General features: G+C 72.4%; 9 protein-coding genes. 3 read left to right on the forward strand and 6 right to left on the reverse strand.

What is annotated here, in order from left to right; genetic code table 11:
• Positions 1-169: 169 nt before the first annotated feature.
• From mfd to ACFYZB_RS05735, 3 genes are all read right to left on the reverse strand, one after another.
• Positions 170-3715 carry a transcription-repair coupling factor gene (gene mfd, locus ACFYZB_RS05725; RefSeq protein ID WP_388754739.1) on the reverse strand — a complete coding sequence of 1182 codons (3546 nt, stop codon included), beginning with the start codon at positions 3713-3715 and terminating at the stop codon, positions 170-172.
• A 311-nt stretch (positions 3716-4026) separates the two neighbouring features.
• Entirely contained in the window at positions 4027-6609 is a 2583-nt protein-coding gene (locus ACFYZB_RS05730; protein ID WP_388754741.1) for an ABC transporter permease, read from the reverse strand.
• The gene (locus tag ACFYZB_RS05735) at positions 6606-7394 is read right to left on the reverse strand and encodes an ABC transporter ATP-binding protein (protein ID WP_351205966.1); all 789 of its coding nucleotides are present in this window, start codon (positions 7392-7394) and stop codon (positions 6606-6608) included. The genes ACFYZB_RS05730 and ACFYZB_RS05735 overlap by 4 nt, the downstream gene beginning before the upstream one ends.
• Before the next feature lie 408 nt (positions 7395-7802).
• On the opposite strand from ACFYZB_RS05735, the gene ACFYZB_RS05740 reads away from it, so the two are divergent.
• From ACFYZB_RS05740 to ACFYZB_RS05750, 3 genes are all read left to right on the forward strand, one after another.
• A complete protein-coding gene (locus ACFYZB_RS05740) occupies positions 7803-9317 on the forward strand; it encodes an MFS transporter (protein WP_388754744.1) in 1515 nt (504 codons plus the stop codon).
• A gap of 235 nt (positions 9318-9552) precedes the next feature.
• Positions 9553-10020 carry a DUF485 domain-containing protein gene (locus ACFYZB_RS05745; protein WP_388754747.1) on the forward strand — a complete coding sequence of 156 codons (468 nt, stop codon included), beginning with the start codon at positions 9553-9555 and terminating at the stop codon, positions 10018-10020.
• Complete coding sequence (locus tag ACFYZB_RS05750) at positions 10017-11660, forward strand: cation acetate symporter (protein ID WP_388754750.1); 1644 nt, start codon at positions 10017-10019, stop codon at positions 11658-11660. The genes ACFYZB_RS05745 and ACFYZB_RS05750 overlap by 4 nt, the downstream gene beginning before the upstream one ends.
• A gap of 28 nt (positions 11661-11688) precedes the next feature.
• On the opposite strand, the gene ACFYZB_RS05755 is transcribed toward ACFYZB_RS05750, so the two are convergent.
• The 3 genes from ACFYZB_RS05755 to ACFYZB_RS05765 form a co-directional block, all read right to left on the reverse strand.
• Entirely contained in the window at positions 11689-12561 is an 873-nt protein-coding gene (locus ACFYZB_RS05755) for a DivIVA domain-containing protein (RefSeq protein ID WP_388755635.1), read from the reverse strand.
• Between the two features lie 635 nt (positions 12562-13196).
• Complete coding sequence (locus tag ACFYZB_RS05760) at positions 13197-16130, reverse strand: SUKH-4 family immunity protein (protein ID WP_388754752.1); 2934 nt, start codon at positions 16128-16130, stop codon at positions 13197-13199.
• A gap of 10 nt (positions 16131-16140) precedes the next feature.
• On the reverse strand, positions 16141-17136 hold the full coding sequence (locus ACFYZB_RS05765; protein WP_388754755.1) for an SMI1/KNR4 family protein: 996 nt from the start codon (positions 17134-17136) through the stop codon (positions 16141-16143).
• Positions 17137-17411: the final 275 nt, after the last annotated feature.

Genomic DNA, 17411 nt, shown 5'->3' on the forward strand with positions numbered 1-17411 from the left:
TGGGGACCAGAGCGGTGTTTTCGGGCACCGTGCGGTCGGGTTGGAGCATGGCGGTGCCGTACGGGGGGAGCTCGGCCGACATACGCGTGAGCCCGCTCACAACGGGCCGGGACGACCGTCCCTCACGCCCCCTCTACGACTCCTGCAGCTCACACCGCCCCTACGGCTCCTACGACCCCAGGATCGAGGCGAGGAACTCCCCCACCCAGCCCAGCAGTTCACGGCCGACCAGCGGCTTGCCGCCGACCTTCGCGGTCTTCGGGCGCGGGACCAGCACCTGGTGGACGGCCGGTTTGATGACCGTGCCGGGGTAGAGGCGCTTGACGCGCAGTTCCTGCGACTCGCGCAGCTCCACCGGTGCGAAACGGATGTTGGTGCCCTGGAGGACGATCTCGCCGACGCCGCACGCGCGCGCGAGCATCCGCAGCCCGGCCACCAGCAGCAGGTTCTCCACCGGCTCGGGCAGCTTGCCGTAGCGGTCGGTGAGTTCCTCGCGGACGGCCTTGATGTCCTCCTCCGAGTTGGCGGCGGCGATGGAGCGGTACGCCTGGAGGCGCAGGCGCTCGCCGGGCGCGTAGTCGTGCGGGACGTGCGCGTCGACGGGCAGCTCGATCTTGACCTCGAGCGGCGGCTCCTCCTCGATCTCGCCGGTCTCCAGCTGGCGCCGGTAGTCGGCGACGGCCTCGCCGACCATGCGGACGTACAGGTCGAAGCCGACGCCCGCGATGTGCCCGGACTGTTCGCCGCCGAGCAGGTTGCCGGCGCCGCGGATCTCCAGGTCCTTCATCGCCACGTACATGCCCGCGCCCATCTCGGTGTGCTGGGCGATGGTGGCCAGCCGCTCGTGCGCGGTCTCCGTGAGCGGCTTCTCCGGCGGGTAGAGGAAATAGGCGTAGCCGCGCTCGCGGCCTCGGCCGACGCGGCCGCGCAGCTGGTGCAGCTGGGACAGGCCGAAGGTGTCGCCGCGCTCCACGATGAGGGTGTTGGCGTTGGAGATGTCGATGCCGGACTCGACGATCGTGGTCGAGACGAGGACGTCGAACCTCTTCTCCCAGAAGTCGACGACGACCTGCTCCAGCGCCGACTCCGACATCTGGCCGTGGGCGGTGGCGATGCGTGCCTCGGGGACGATCTCGCGCAGTCTGGCCGCCGCGCGGTCGATGGACTCGACGCGGTTGTGGATGTAGAAGACCTGGCCCTCGCGCAGCAGTTCGCGGCGGATGGCGGCGCCGATCTGCTTCTCCTCGTACGGCCCGACGAAGGTGAGCACCGGGTGGCGCTCCTCGGGGGGCGTGGTGATCGTGGACATCTCGCGGATGCCGGTGACCGCCATCTCCAGGGTGCGCGGGATCGGGGTCGCGGACATGGTCAGCACGTCGACGTTGGCGCGGAGCTTCTTCAGCTGCTCCTTGTGCTCGACGCCGAAGCGCTGCTCCTCGTCGACGATGACCAGGCCGAGGTCCTTGAACTTCGTCTCGGAGGAGAACAGGCGGTGGGTGCCGATCACGACGTCCACCGCGCCCTCGCGCAGGCCTTCCAGGACTGCTTTGGCCTCGGTGTCGGTCTGGAACCGGGAGAGCGCCTTCACGCTCACCGGGAACTGCGCGTACCGCTCGGAGAACGTCCCGAAGTGCTGCTGCACCAGCAGTGTCGTCGGCACGAGGACCGCGACCTGCTTGCCGTCCTGTACGGCCTTGAAGGCGGCCCGCACCGCGATCTCGGTCTTGCCGTAGCCGACGTCGCCGCAGATCAGGCGGTCCATGGGGACGGACTTCTCCATGTCCTCCTTGACCTCGGCGATGGTGGTGAGCTGGTCCGGGGTCTCGGCGTAGGGGAAGGCGTCCTCCAGTTCGCGCTGCCAGGGCGTGTCGGCGCCGAAGGTGTGGCCGGGGGCGGCCATGCGAGCGCTGTAGAGCTTGATCAGGTCGGCGGCGATCTCCTTGACGGCCTTCTTCGCGCGTGCCTTGGTCTTCGTCCAGTCGGCGCCGCCGAGCCGGTGCAGGGTGGGTGCCTCGCCGCCGACGTACTTGGTGATCTGCTCCAGCTGGTCGGTCGGGATGTAGAGGCGGTCGCCGGGCTGGCCGCGCTTGGCGGGCGCGTACTCGACCACCAGGTACTCGCGGGTGGCGCCCTGCACGGTGCGCTGCACCATCTCGATGTAGCGGCCGACGCCGTGCTGTTCGTGGACGATGTAGTCGCCCGATTCCAGGGTGAGCGGGTCGATGGTCTTGCGGCGGCGGGCCGGCATCCGGGCGCCCTCGCGGCCGGTCGCGCGCTGGCCGGACAGGTCGGTCTCGGTGAGCACGGCGAACTTGAGGGCCGGGTCCACGAAGCCGTACTCGATCGAGCCGCAGGAGACGTGCACCACGGAGGGGCTCAGCTCGCCGAGGTCACCCGTTTTTGCATCGGACAGGCGGGCGGCGATGCCCTCGTTGCCGAGCACCTCCACCGTGCGGGCGGCCGGGCCGTGGCCCTCGGTGACGAAGACCACGCGCCAGCCGTCGACGAGCCAGCCCTTGGTGTCGGCGAGGGCCCGCGCGGTGTCGCCGCGGTAGGTCTCGGGCGCGTGCATGCCGAGCTTGAGGGTGTCGGCGTCGAGTTCGAGATCGGCGGCGAACGGCGACACCGACCACCACATCATGTCCAGCTCGCGGGCGCGGTCGCGGACGTCGGCGATGGACCACAGGGATGCGGCGCCGACGTCGATCGGGGCCTCGCCGCCGCCGGCGGTGGCCGCCCAGGATGCCTGGAGGAACTCCTGGGAGGTGGCCACGAGGTCGGCGGCACGCGTGCGGACCCGCTCCGGGTCGCAGACGACGGCCATCGCGCCCTTGGGCAGGACGTCGAGGAGCAGTTCCATGTCGTCCACCAGGACGGGGGCCAGGGACTCCATGCCCTCGACCGCGATGCCCTCGGCGATCTTGTTGAGCAGTTCGCCCAGCTCCGGGTGCTCCTCGGCGAGGGCACGCGCGCGTGCGCGGACGTCGTCGGTGAGCAGCAGCTCGCGGCACGGCGGTGCCCACAGGCCGTGCTCGGCGACTTCGAGGGAGCGCTGGTCGGCGACCTTGAAGTAGCGGATCTCCTCGACGTCGTCGCCCCAGAACTCCACGCGCAGCGGGTGTTCCTCGGTGGGCGGGAACACGTCCAGGATGCCGCCGCGCACGGCGAACTCGCCGCGCTTCTCGACGAGCTCCACGCGCGCGTAGGCGGCGGCCGCGAGGGCTACCACGACCTCGTTCAGGTCGGCGGTCCGGCCCGTCCTCAGGGACACCGGCTCCAGGTCGCCGAGGCCCTTGACCTGCGGCTGCAGCACGGAGCGCACGGGCGCGACCACGACAGAGACGGGGCCGGTCTCGGGGTCGTCGGGGCTGGGGTGGGCCAGGCGCCGCAGGACGGCGAGACGGCGGCCGACGGTGTCGCTGCGGGGGCTGAGCCGCTCGTGCGGAAGGGTCTCCCAGGAGGGGTACTCCACGACGCCCTCGGCGGGCAGCAGGGAGCGCAGGGCCGCCGCCAGGTCCTCGGCCTCGCGGCCGGTCGCCGTGACCGCGAGCACCGGGCGGCCGGCCTCGCGGGCGAGGGCGGCGACCGCGAGGGGGCGGGCCGCCGGGGGGCCGACGAGGTCGATGTGCATGCGGTTGCCGTCCGCGGCAGCCTTGATCGCTTCCGCGAGGGCGGGGTCCTTGACGACGGCGTCGAGCAGACCGTGCAGGCTCATGGGGGCAGTTTCCGTCCGGAGGTGGGCAACGCAAGCAGCCCGGTGCGGTGAGCAGCCGGGGGTGTCCAGCGTACGACTCCGTCGAGGGTGGCGTCGGAGGCTGTGGACAACTCCGGCGTTCGCCGCCCGGTGCCGCAGTGGGCCAACCGGGGGCTCCGCCCCTGGACCACCGGCCTTTGCCCACCCGCCACCCGACTCGGCCGGCTGAAAAGCGGACCGGCAAAAACCCGGTGCCGGGAAGTCCTGGCGACTCCCCGGCACCGGGTTTCCCCCGCAACCCCCGTATGCGGTGGCTGTCGGCCCTGTGGGCGCTAGTCCGTCGCGATCGCGTTCAGTACGTTCATGCGGCCCGCCCGGAACGCCGGGATCAGCGCGGCGAACAGGCCCACGAAGGCCGAGGCGATGAAGACGGTGATGATCGTCGGCCAGGGGATCTGAAGGATCTTCAGGCCCTGCAGCGCGAGGAGCTTCTGGGCGGTCGCGCCCCAGCCCATGCCCAGGCCGAGGCCGAGCAGGGCGCCGAAGACGGCGATCACCACGGACTCCAGGCGGATCATGCGGCGCAGCTGGCGGCGGGAGAGTCCGATGGCCCGCATCAGGCCGATCTCCCGGGTCCGCTCGACCACCGACAGGGCCAGGGTGTTCACGACACCCAGGACCGCGACGATGATCGCGAGCGCCAGCAGGCCGTAGATCATGTTCAGCAGCTGGCCGATCTGGTCCTTCAGGGCCTTCTTGTAGTCGGTCTGGTCGCGCACGGTGAGCTGCGGGTAGTCGTCGTGCAGGGCCGACTTCAGGGCCTTGTAGGCGGCGGCCTGCTGTCCGTCCTGGGCGGTGGCGAAGACCAGCTCGTCGAGCGGCATCTTCGCGGCGGGGACGTACTTGGCGAGCGTGGCGATCGACGTGTACTTGGCGCCCTGGTCGATCACGTCGTCGCTGCTGGTGATCGCCCGGACCGTCAGGTGGGCGGTGGCGCCCTCCTTGAACGCGACGGTGATCTTCGAGCCGAGGTGGATGCCGTGGGCCTTGGCGAACTTCTCGTGGACGGACATCGAGTCGGGCAGGTAGGCGTCCTTGAGGTTCCCGGCGACGGTCTTCTTGCGCAGGTCGGTCGCGTAGGTCGGGTCGGCCGCGGTGATGTCCGTGTCCTTGAGCGTCTGGCCGTCGGGCGTGGTGTAGTCAGCCAGGGTCGGCCGGTACTCGGTGACCCGCGCGAGCCCGGGGGTGTCCTTGATGAGCCGGACCGCCTGTGGCACGACGCGCTGGCCGTTGTCGGCCTGGATGATGAAGTCCGTCCCGACGGTCTTGTCGAGCTGGTCGGTGGCCGAGGCGACCATGGAGGAGCCGACCACCGACAGGCAGGCCACCAGGGCCAGGCCGATCATGAGGGCGGCGCCGGTGGCGCCGGTGCGGCGCGGGTTGCGCAGCGCGTTGCGCTCGGCCATCCGGCCGACGGGGCCGAACATCCGCAGCATGATCGCGCCGAGGATCCGGACCAGTCCGGCGGCCAGCAGCGGGCCGATGACGACGAAGCCGATCAGCGTGGCCACCACGCCCAGGCCCAGCCAGCCCGAGCCGGCCTTGGCCTTGTCGGCGGTCGCGGCGACGTACAGGCTGAAGCCGCCGGCGGCGGTGAGGAGCAGCCCGATCACGGCCCGGACGGTGCCGGCCTTGGCGTCGGCCGGGGCGCCGGCGTCGCGCAGGGCGGCCATGGGTGAGACCTTGCCGGCGCGCCGGGCGGGCAGGTAGGCGGCCAGGACGGTGACCACGACACCGAGGAGCAGGCCGACGGCGGGGGTCGTCCAGGCGACGGTCAGGTCGTCGGTGGACAGATGCATGCCCATCTTGCCCATGAGCTTCATCAGGCCGACCGCGATGCCGACGCCCGCGCCGACGCCGAACACGGAGCCGATCACGCCGAGCAGCAGCGCCTCGATCAGCACGGACCGGTTGACCTGCTTGCGGGAGGAGCCGATGGCGCGCATCAGGCCGATCTCGCGGGTGCGCTGGGCGACCAGCATGGAGAAGGTGTTGATGATCAGGAAGATGCCGACGAGGAAGGCGATCCCGGCGAAGCCGAGCATCGCGTACTTCATGACGTTCAGGAAGCTCTCGACGCTCTTCTGGTTGGCGTCGGCGACCTCCTTGGCGGTCTGCACCTTGTAGGCGTGGCCGAGGGCGGCCGTGACGTTCTTCTTCAGCTGGTCGTCCGTCACGCCCTTGGCGGCGGTGACGTTGACGTTGGTGTACACGCCGGTGCGGCCGACCAGGGTCTGCTGGGCGGTCTTGGTGTCCAGGTAGAAGATCGCCGCGCCGGGGTTGGTCACCTTGAAGGCGGCGATGCCGGACACGCGCGCGTGGTGCGTGCCGACGACGGAGATCATGCCGATGTCGTCGCCGAGCTCGAGGTGGTGCTTGTCGGCGGTGTCCTGGTCGACCATGACCTGGTCCGGGCCCTGGGGCGCCGCACCCTTGGTGATCTTCATGGTGCGGGCGTCGTTGCCGTTCCAGCTGCCGACGATGGTCGGCGCGCCGCTGCTGGGCGAGAGCTTGTCCTTCTTGGCGTCGATGACGGTCACCGAGGTGGAGAACACCGTGCCCTCGGCCTTCGCGACGCCCCGGGCGCCCCGGACCTCGCCGACGACGGAGGCCGGCATGACCGGCGGCCTGCCGGTGCGGTCGGTGGTCTCACCGCTGTCGGAGGAGCCCTTCGCGGCGACCGTCACGTCCGAGGCCGTGGCCTGGAAGAGCTTGTCGAAGGTGGTGTTCATGGTGTCGGTGAAGACAAGGGTTCCGCTGACGAAGGCCACCGACAGCAGGACCGCGATCGCGGAGAGCGCCATACGGCCCTTGTGCGCGAAGAAGTTGCGCAGCGAGGTCTTCAGGACGGTCATGACGTACGCCCCCGGGCGTCGAAGTCCTTCATGCGGTCCAGGACCTGATCGGCCGTCGGCTGGTGCATCTCGTCGACGATCCGGCCGTCGGCGAGGTAGAGCACGCGGTCCGCGTAGGAGGCGGCGACGGGGTCGTGGGTGACCATCACGATGGTCTGGCCGAGTTCGTCCACCGAGCGGCGCAGGAAGCCGAGGACTTCGGCGCCCGCGCGCGAGTCGAGGTTTCCGGTGGGCTCGTCCCCGAAGATGATCTCCGGGCGGGCGGCGAGGGCGCGGGCCACGGCGACGCGCTGCTGCTGGCCGCCGGAGAGCTGGGTGGGCCGGTGCTTGAGCCGTCCGGCGAGTCCGACGGTCTCCACCACGCGGTCCAGCCAGGCCTTGTCGGGCTTGCGGCCGGCGATGTCCATGGGCAGCGTGATGTTCTCGAGGGCGTTCAGCGTCGGCAGCAGGTTGAACGCCTGGAAGATGAAGCCGATCCGGTCCCGGCGCAGTTGGGTGAGCTTCTTGTCCTTCAGGCCGGTGATCTCGGTCTCGTCCAGGTGGATCTGACCGCTGGTCACGGTGTCGAGCCCGGCGAGGCAGTGCATCAGCGTGGACTTGCCGGACCCCGAGGGGCCCATGATCGCGGTGAACTGACCGCGCATGATGTCCACGTCGACGTGATCGAGGGCGACGACACGTGTCTCGCCGGACCCGTACGCCTTCACGACCTGCCGCGCCCGCGCGGCAACGGCCGTCCGCCCTCCAGTGCCCCCGTGCCTGGGAATGGTCACAGCCGATGTCACGGTATGTCTCCTATGTCGGTTGACAGGTCGATGCGGTGCGCCGCTGGTGCGGTGCGTCGTCCTGAGTACGTCGATGAGTCTCGCGGCCGACGGGGCCGTCACGCGCTGGTGCGAAGCCCCGTCCTTCCCGGGGGAAAACCCCACCCCGCCGGTGCGGTCAGCCGCCCCCCAGCGGCGTAAAGCCAGGTTAAGGACCGGGCCCGGCCCCTCTCGTCCTCCGCCGGGACGAACCCTCCCCGAGCCGTAGTACGGAGAGACCCCTAGGGGTGCTCCACCCCCGGGCGGAGGCCCCCTCGGGGTCGTCTCCACCCCTCGGTCCGCAAAGCCTCCACCCTCCCGTCGCGGGAGGGTCAATGGGAAGCTGTCGTACCGGAGACAGGTGCAAGGGGCACGGGGAGGGGACGTCCGGTGGGGAGTACGACACCCGCGATACGCAAGGGGGCCGCGCAGGGCACCGGAACGCACCGGAGGGGCGCGGTCGTCGCCGCGCTGATGCTGGCGATGGCGCTGGCCGCCCTCGACGCCACCATCGTCTCCACGGCCGTACCGCAGATCGTCGGCGACCTCGGCGGGTTCTCCGTCTTCTCCTGGCTCTTCTCCGGCTATCTGCTCGCCGTGACCGTCACGCTCCCCGTCTACGGCAAGCTGTCCGACACCTTCGGCCGCAAGCCGGTGCTGGTGACGGGCGCGGCCGTGTTCCTGCTGGGCTCGCTGCTGTGCGCGGGCGCCTGGAACATGGCGGCGCTGATCGCGTTCCGGATCGTGCAGGGGCTGGGCGGCGGGGCGCTGCAGGGCACCGTGCAGACGCTCGCCGCCGATCTGTATCCGCTGGCGGAACGCCCGAAGATCCAGTCCAGGCTGTCCACGGTGTGGGCGGTGTCGGCGGTGGCGGGGCCGGGCCTCGGCGGGGTGCTCGCCGCGTACGCCGACTGGCGTTGGATCTTCCTGGTCAACCTGCCGATCGGCGCGGCCGCGCTGTGGCTGGTCGTCCGTCATCTGCACGAACCGCAGCGGGAGAAGCCGGAGAGCCCGGAAAACGCCGCGCACGCGCGCGTGGACTGGGCCGGCGCGCTCGCGGTGTTCGCGTGCGGCGGGGTGCTGCTGACCGCGCTGGTGCAGGGCGGGGTCGCCTGGCCGTGGCTGTCGGCGCCGTCGCTCACGCTGTTCGGCACGGGCCTGGCGCTGGTGGCCGTGGTGGTCGTGGTGGAGCGGCGGGCGGCGCAGCCGATCATCCCCGGGTGGGTGTGGCGGCGCCGCACGATCGCGGCCGTCAATCTGGCGCTCGGCGCGCTGGGGCTGCTGATGGTGGCGCCGAGCGTGTTCCTGCCGACGTACGCGCAGTCGGTGCTCGGACTCGCGCCCGTGGCCGCCGGGTTCGTGCTGTCGGTGTGGACGCTCAGCTGGCCGGTGTCGGCGGCGCTCAGCCAGCACGTCTACCGCCGTATCGGCTTCCGCGACACCGCGCTGCTCGGCATCGGCGTGGCCACGCTGGTCCTGTGCGCGTTCCCCCTGCTGCCCTACCCCGGCTCGTGGTGGCAGCCGACGCTGCTCATGCTCCTGCTGGGCGCGGCGCTCGGGCTGTTCCAGCTGCCGCTGATCGTCGGGGTGCAGTCGACGGTGGGCTGGTCGGAGCGGGGCACCACGACCGCGTCGGTGCTGTTCTGCCGGCAGACCGGACAGACCCTGGGCGCCTCGCTGTTCGGCGCCGTCGCCAACGGGGTGCTGGCCGCGCGGCTGGGCGGGGCCGGGGACCTGGACTCCGTCACGCGCGCGCTGGACGCCGGTACGGCCCCGGAGGCGACCCGGCACGCGATCGCCGACGCGGTGCACGCGGTGTACCTCGGCGCGGCGGCCGCGGCGGCCCTGGCCTTTCTGGTGCTGCTGCTGGTGGCGCCGCGGCGGTTCCCGGTACGCGAGGAGTGAGCGTGCCCGCGGCACACGAAGGGCTGGGTTAACGCGGGTAACACCCCAGGCTGGAACGCGTTTTCATGCAGTAAGCGCATACGGATCCGTGTAGTAAGCGCATACCGACCGGCCAGTTCGGTGAAAACGCCGCGCGGCCCGGGAAGCCGCGAGTAGCGTGCGTGGCTCCACACCCCCACCCCCCACCTCCCTGCGGTCCGCCGCCACGGACCCGAGCCGCGCAAGGAGCCCCGGGATGTCCTACGACCCGCCGCACCCGTCGTACCCGTCGTACCCGCCCCAGCCGTCCTCCTCCTACGACACACCTCCCGCCTCCTACGGCCCGCCCCACCTCACCTACCCCTGGCAGCCCGCTCCCCCGCAGCCGCGCCCGGACCGCCGGCCGCCCCGCGAACCCCTCGGCCACCACAGCGACCTGCGGGTGCTGCGCAGCGCCTACCGCTGGCAGCGGCGTACGGCCACGCTCACCGCGCTCGGCTACTTCACGCTGTTCCTGGTGCTGTCCGCGTCCGCGCCCGGCGTGATGACCCGCACGGTCGCCGACGGCATCCCCGCCGGCCTGCTGCTCGCCCTGATCCAGCTCCCGGTCACCTGGCTCGCGATCGCCCTGTACGAGCACACCGCGCGCCGGCACGTCGATCCGCTCGCGGACCGCATCCGCAGGCAGGCCGAACTGGACGCCCGCCGGGGGGCCGTCCGATGACCGCCGCCGGCACTCCGGCCGTGGGAGGCTTCGCAGGTTTCAGCGGCCCGGCCCAGTCCATGTCCCTGGTCGCCTTCTCCACCGTCGCCACGGTGACCCTGCTGCTGTGCGTGATGACCGGCCCCGACCGCGACGACCTCGACGAGTTCTACACCGGCTACGGCTCCCTGTCCCCGCTGCGCAACGGCCTCGCCATCGCCGGGGACTACATCTCCGCGGCCACCGTCCTCGGCACCGGCGGGGTGATCGCCCTGTGCGGCTACGACGGGGTCGTCCTCGCCCTGAGCACCGCGCTGTCACTGATGCTGCTGATGTTCCTGCTGGCCGAACCGCTGCGCAACGCGGGCCGGTTCACCATGGGCGACGCGCTCGCCCGCCGGCTGCCGGGACGCGCCGTGCGCATGACGGCCTGCGCGGTGACGATCGCCGCGCTGCTGCCGCTGATGCTGGTCCAACTCGCCGGAACCGGGCAGCTGATGGCGTTCATCCTGGGCTTCACCGACGAGTCGCTGAAGACCGCGTGCGTCGTCGGGCTGGGCGCCCTGATGATCGCCTATGCGGCGATCGGCGGCATGAAGGGCACCGCGCTCATCCAGATCCTGAAGATCGTGATGCTGGTCGGGTCGGGCGCCGTGGTCGCCGTACTGGTCCTGCGCCACTTCGACTGGGATCCGGGCGCGCTGTTCACCGCGGCCTCGCGGCAGAGCGGCGCCGGACCGGCCTTCCTGCACTCCGGGCTGCAGTTCGGCACGTCGGGCCGGTCCCGTCTGGACATGATCGCCTCGGAGCTGACCGTGGTGCTCGGCGGCGCCTGCCTGCCGCACATCACCATGCGCATGTACACGGCCTCCAGCGCCCGCCAGGTGCGCCGCTCGATGTCCTGGGCGGTCTCGATCGTCGCCCTGTTCGTGCTGGTCATCACGGTGGTCGGGTTCGGCGCCACGGCACTGGTCGGGCGTGCCGTGATCGCCGGGGCCGACCCGCAGGGCAACACCGCGTACCTGCTGGGCTCGCGGGCGGCGTTCGGCGCCGACGTGTCCACGGCCGAGACGTTCCTGTTCACCATGGTGACCACGGCGATCTTCCTGACCCTGCTCGCCTCGGTCGCCGGGATGATCCTCGCCTGCGCCAACTCCCTCGCCCACGACGTGTTCGCGGCCCGCGTGCAGGAGATGCCGGCCCCGCGCGAGATGGCCCTCGCCCGCGTCTCGGCGCTCGCCATAGGGGTGCCGACGATCCTGCTCGCCACGATGGTGCAGCACCACAGCCTGCAGCCCCTGGTGACGCTCTCCTTCTGCCTGGGCGCCTCGGCCATAGCGCCCGCCCTGGTGTACGGGCTGTTCTGGCGCCGCTACACCCGCAGCGGGCTGCTGGCGACGCTCATCGGGGGCACGCTGACCGTGCTGCTGCTCATGCCGGGCACCAACCTGGTCTCCGGCTCCCCCGTCTCGGCCTTCCCGCACGCCGACTTCAACTGGTTCCCGTTCACCACGACCGGCATCGTCTCCATCCCGGCCGGCTTCCTCTTCGGCTGGCTCGGCACGATCGCCTCGGGCCGCGCCAAGGCGGAGCAACAGCGGCACCAGTACGAGGCGGTGGAGGGATGGATCCTGGCGGGGGCGGCGCGGAAGGGGAGCTGAGCGGGCCGCGGGTCCGGCGGCCGCAAGGTCATTCCAGGGCGACCCTGCCGGTCAGCGAGGTCAGCCTGCTGCGCATGTGGTCCATGTGCGCCTGCACGTCGTCCCAGGTCTCGCCGTGCTCGCGCAGCACCTCTTCGGTCGCCCGGGCGATGCGTTCCTCGCGCACGCGCGCGTCGGCGATGATCTCGGCGGCACGCGCGAGTGCCTCCTCCTGGCTGCGGCGCGCGTACTCCTCGGCCTCCCCGAGGGCGCGCTCGGCGGCGGCCAGCGCGGCCTCGGCCCGGCGCACCCGCTCGGCGTGCCGGGCGTCCAGTTCGGCGATCCGCTCGGCCTCCTCGCGCTCGACCTCGGCCCACCGCTCGGCCTGCTCCCGGGCCTGCCCGGCGAGCATGCCGGTGGTGCGCTGCCGTACCTCGCGCAACGCGGTGAGCGCCTCCGAGCGCCCTTCCTTCACTTCGCGCCGGGCGCCGACGCGGATGTCGTAGGCCTCGGTGCGCGCCGCGAGGAGCCGCCGGTGGGCGTGTTCGTCGGCTTCCGCGCGGAGCGCGTCCGCTGCTTCCTGCGCCTCCCGGCGTACGCTCTCGGCGTGCGCTTCGGCCTGCGCGAGGTGCTCGTCCGCTTCACGCCGCGTGCGCTCGCGGAGATCCGCCTCCTCCTCCAGCACGACCTGGAACAACCGCCGTGCGCCCTCCCCGAGCGACTCGTACGTCTGCGGTGGGAGCTCGGCGACGACCTCGCGCATCCGCGCGGCCTCCGCCCCCATGTCCTTGGCGAGCACGGTCAGCCGCGCGGCCCGCTCCCACGCCGCGTCGCGGTCGGACGACAACTGCTCCAGGTAGGCGTCGACCTGATCGGGTCGGTAGCCGCGCCCCCGGACGGTCACGAAGCCGTGCGGCGACATCGATGCGCTGCTCACCCTGGGAACCCCTCTCCACCGGACATACGCGACAGGACGATGTGGCGCACATCTTGATGGATCGGGCTTAAGTATGCATAACGCGACACTCCGCACTGACGTCACGCTCCGCATCCCGCGTCTTCGCGATCGACGGGGCGGACGGGGCGGCTGCGGCAGGCCCTCCTGCAGGGTGATGATCTTGCTGTGGACGAGGGCCCCTCGGCGAGGCGAACGCCGCGCGCAGCTCTTCCGGCAGTCCCACTCCGGCGTCACGACCAGGCAGTACGGCACACCCCGGCGCACCGGCGCCGTCTCCCGGCCGACCGTGCAGCGGCGTGCACCACCCGGCCGTGCCGGCCGAACGCGTCGGGGTCGGCGGGAGTCCCGTACAGGGCGAGGAAACGGCCCGTCGTCGAGCCGCCCTCCCAAGGCGCTCGAGACGGCGGCGGCGCCCACCCGTTCGGCCGAGAGGGAGGAAAACGCGAGGGAACGGTGGCGGGAGGCGGCGTCGTCGTGAACGCGCGCGTACGCCGCGAGCGCCGGAAGCCCACCGGCCCGTCGGCCCGTCATGCCCTCCACGCGCGCGTGGAGGGCATGACGGGCTCACACGGCCGACGTGCCCCGTGTGACCGGCGGGCCTAGAGCAGCCCGTCCCACATCTGCTCCAGCAGCACCGACCACCAGCTCTCCGGCGAACCGAGCGCCGCCGGGTCCAGGGCGGCCAGCTGCGCCTGGAAGTCCACGGTCCAGCGGCCCGCCTGCTCCTGGTTCAGCCCGTACCGCAGGCGCCACATCCGGCCCAGCAGCGCCAGGCAGCGCGTGAACTCCGGCAACCCGGTGTTCACGAACTGCGGCGGCACCGCGGCCCCGCCCGGCCCCGCCTCCACCGGCACGGCCACGATGTTCGCCGTCCCGTACTGCACACACAGCGCCTTGCCGAAGTCGGTACCCATGACGAGGTACGACCCCGCGTCCGCCGCGGGCTGCACCCCGCGCTCGGCCGCCAGCTCCGCCAGCGTCGGCACCGGGCGCCCCGGCTGGGCCTGCGCCCAGAAGAACGGGCCCATGTCCACCGGCAGACCGGCCACGACCAGCGTGTGCGCCACGATCGGCGGCACACCCTGCCGCGACACCGCCTGCTGCTCGAACCGGAAGACCCCCGGCCCGAACGCCGCCGCCAGCTCCTGCGCGATGCCCTCCGGCGGAACGGGCGGCGCGGGCTGGACCGGCGGCAACGGCGCCCGCACCGGCGCGGGCCGCGCGGGCCCGTCGGCCACCTGGTGCAGCTCACCCTGGTGCGCCAGCAGCTGCTGCATGCCCTGCTGCCGGCTCGCGTGATCCGTGCCGTACGGCGCGATGCTCGTGATCCGCGCCTGCGGCCACTGCTCCCGGATCATCCGCGCGCAGTAGGCCCCCGGCAGCTCGCACGACTCCAGCTCCGTGTGCAGCTCCAGCACCTGGTCCGGCGGCACGTTCATCGCCCGCAGCTCGTGGAAGATCTGCCACTCGGGGTGCGGCGTACCCGGCGCCGAACGCCGGATCAGCTGCTGCTCCGAACCGTCCTGCGCGCGATAGCGCAGCACGGCCTGGTAGCCGGGACCGACCGTCGGCTGTCCCTGCTGCGGATACCCGTACGCCGGCGGCTGCCCGGGCGCGCCCGGCGGCATCGGCTGCGGGACACCCGGAGCACCCGGCGGCATGCCGGGGGTGCCCGGCGCACCGAGTGCGCCGGGGGCGGGCGGCGGCGGGGGTGCACCCGGACCGGCCACCGGGGGCGCGGCCAGCACGGTCTCCGCATGGTGCACGGCCCCGCGCCCTCCGCCCGGCGCTCCGGGACCGGCAGGGGCGCTCGGAGGCTGTGGGGCGCCGGGGACTCCGGGCGCCGCGGGGGGACTCGGAGGCTGCGGCGCGCCAGGCGCGGGAGGCATGCCCGGGGTGCCCGGACCACCCTGCGCGCCCGGCATACCCGGAACACCGGGGGCGCCCGGCGGCTGCGGCGCGCCCGCTCCCAACTGGCTGGGGTCGGCCAGCACCGTGGCCGCGTGGTGCACGTTGCCCGGAGGTGCGGCAGGCGGATTGGGGGCGCCCGGAGCATTCGGCGCACCCGGCGCCTGCGCCCCGTCCACACCGCCAGGGCCGGCGGGCGCACCGGGACCGGCGGGACCCTCGGGCCCGTCCGGCCCGAGTGCCGACACCAACTGCGTCCGTACATACCCACCAGCAGGCGCACCCGGCGCGGGAGGCGGCGCCGTACTCCCCGGGCGAGCGCCCGGCGTACCGGGGGCACCCGGCGGCGGGGGCGGCGCACCCACACCACCGCGCCCCTTCTTCGGCGGCGGCGCGGCCTTGCTCGTCGCGGCATCCGCGATGTCCCCGGCGTTCGGCGCGAGCTGACGCGCCGAGGCACCCGCGTCGGCCGGAGGCTGCGGCGCACCCACCGCATCGCCCGGCGCCTGCGGGTAGCCGTAACCGGGAGCGCCCTGCGGAGCGCCGGGACCCTGCGGATAGCCGTAGTTCGGCGCGCCCGGGGGCGGCGGAGGCGTGCTGCCCTGCGGGACACCGGGCACACCGGGGCCGGGGGGCGCGAACGGAGTGCCGGGCGCCTGCGGGTACGCGGGTGCGCCCGGGGCAGGCGTGCCGGGAACCGCCGGCGGCTGCGGGTAGCCGTACGGCGGCGTACCGGGCGGCGGCGGGGGCGTGCTGGCCTGCGGGACGACCGGCGCACCGGGAGCAGCATGCGCCGCGGGTACGCCGGGCGCGCCCGGCGGGAAGCCCTGCGCGCCCGGCGCGTTCGGAGAATCGAGTGCCGGCGCGACCGCCGTCGGCGGCAGCTGGCTGCCCCCCGACATCAACGCCGTCTTCGCGTCCGGCACGCTCACCGGCGGCTTCGGAGCCTCGTCGTCGGAATCGCTCAACGGCGGCGCGAACACCGTCGCGGGCAACGGCACCGAACGGTCGTCCTCACCGGAGTCCGCGTTCGTGTCCGTACCCGCCCACGGCGTGGCCCCCACCGGCACATCCGCGGACGGCGCACCCACCGGAGCGGGCACCCCGGCCTGCGTCTCCGCCGGCCCCGCCCCACCGGACGAAGCCCCACCACCGACACCGGCCCCGGACACCCCGGCACCAGCACCCGCACCGGACGTTCCCGCGCCGGCATCCGGACCCGCCTCGCCCCCCGGCCGCCGGTCCCCGATGCCCAGCTTGTCCGCCGCCTCCTGCAACCACTCCGGAGGAGTCAACAGGAACGACGTCTGATTCAGATCCACCCGCGCAGCAGCCGGCGCCGGAACCGCGTCCTGCGGCCCATCTGCACGGCCGTACTCCTCCTCGTACCGGCGGATCACCTCACCCACCGGCAACCCCGGCCACAGCGTCGCCTCCCCGCTGTCCCGGGCGATCACCAGCCGCTGCGCCCCCGCGTCCGAACGCGGACCCTCCGCCCGGTCCTCGCCCCACACCACGAAACCCAGCTCGAACTCCCGCACCCGCACCTCACGATGCTGGTACGCGGGCACGTCACCGTTGATCCACTCCTCGGCGCGCTCCTGCGCCTGCGCGTAGGTCACCATCGCCTGAAGCTCACTCCCCCACCCGGCCGGAAGACACCGGAACGACACGGGCGAAACCGCCGTCGACCATCAGATTCGCCACCGTCTCCAACTCCGGCGGACTGCCCGCCAGCCGCGACAGAAAGACGTCGAAATCCTCACCGCACGGCAGCAGCAGACGCTCCACCCGCTCCGCCGGCGACCACGACGGATCCACATCACGCACATCGTCGTACGCGCAGAACCACACCGAACCGGGCCGCTCGCCCTTCACCTTCACCGCGAGCAACCCGCCCTGCACGAACGCCACCCCGAGGTAATCCTTCGTCAGATGGTCGCGCAGACACTTGTTGACATACACCAGGTCGTTCACGGCCGCCTCGTCGCGCACCGTGAAGAACGGCTGGTCCACCAACAACCCCAACTCGGCGTCCAGCGCCGTACCCACCGGCGCACACCCGCCCGCCGCCTTCAAGAACGAGCGGTACGCGCCCGGAAGCCGGTAGCCGAGTTCCTCCTCGACCCCCTGCACCTGCGCCTCCGACACCGCCACACCCGACTTCGGCAGCCCGAAATGCGCCGGCCGCGTCTCCTGCAACGGCCGCGTCCCCCGCTTGGCGTGGTCCACCGCCGCCGTCGCCACCCCACCGTGATGCCGCAGCAACGCCTTCACCTCGACCGGAACCAACTCCAGCCGCCGCGTCCCCGCCACGTGATGCCACGTCCAGCCGTGCGGCGTCGCCACATCCGGCACCGTGTCCCACAACTCGTGCCCCTCCGCCGCCAACGCCGCGTTCGCCGACACGAAATCCGTCAGCCGCAACTCGTCGACCCCGAAACCCTCCGGCGGCTCGGCGATCTCCACCGCCACGCGCGCGTACGGAGAGAAATCCGGGTAACCACGCTCATCGACCCGTACCCCTCTCGGGTGACGCGCCGCCCGGACCGGATCCGGAAAATGCACGACCTGCCCGGCATAGGCCGCGTTCGGCGGCGCGGCTTGCTGCCCGAGCCGACCTGTCGTCATGGCGGTAGCCCCCTGCGGCGTTCTCTCTGGCCTCAAAAACGGCGGTGTCGATCGCGGATGCCGACAGCCTATGCGGTACACGAACCCCGGTCACCGGCCCACCACGTCCCGGGAGAACCATCCCCTCCGCATCCCGGAAACCACCCCCCACATCCGTGACCAGCCGTCACCCCACCGTGACGACCACCCCCCGACCCGGGCGTGTCGCACCGCCCCAGCTTCCGCACCGGCCACGGCATTTGGCACCCTGTGTCCTTCGGGGGATGCCGGGGAAC

The organism is Streptomyces sp. NPDC001852, assembly GCF_042891825.1.
GTDB lineage: Bacteria > Actinomycetota > Actinomycetes > Streptomycetales > Streptomycetaceae > Streptomyces.

What these genes read in the sequence shown, in the direction of transcription:
- mfd (WP_388754739.1), bottom strand. Translation starts at nt 3,715, where the DNA reads ATGAGCCTGCACGGTCTGCTCGACGCCGTCGTCAAGGACCCCGCCCTC.
- ACFYZB_RS05730 (WP_388754741.1), bottom strand. Translation starts at nt 6,609, where the DNA reads ATGACCGTCCTGAAGACCTCGCTGCGCAACTTCTTCGCGCACAAGGGC.
- ACFYZB_RS05745 (WP_388754747.1), top strand. Translation starts at nt 9,553, where the DNA reads ATGTCCTACGACCCGCCGCACCCGTCGTACCCGTCGTACCCGCCCCAG.
- ACFYZB_RS05750 (WP_388754750.1), top strand. Translation starts at nt 10,017, where the DNA reads ATGACCGCCGCCGGCACTCCGGCCGTGGGAGGCTTCGCAGGTTTCAGC.
- ACFYZB_RS05755 (WP_388755635.1), bottom strand. Translation starts at nt 12,561, where the DNA reads ATGTCGCCGCACGGCTTCGTGACCGTCCGGGGGCGCGGCTACCGACCC.
- ACFYZB_RS05760 (WP_388754752.1), bottom strand. Translation starts at nt 16,130, where the DNA reads ATGGTGACCTACGCGCAGGCGCAGGAGCGCGCCGAGGAGTGGATCAAC.
- ACFYZB_RS05765 (WP_388754755.1), bottom strand. Translation starts at nt 17,136, where the DNA reads ATGACGACAGGTCGGCTCGGGCAGCAAGCCGCGCCGCCGAACGCGGCC.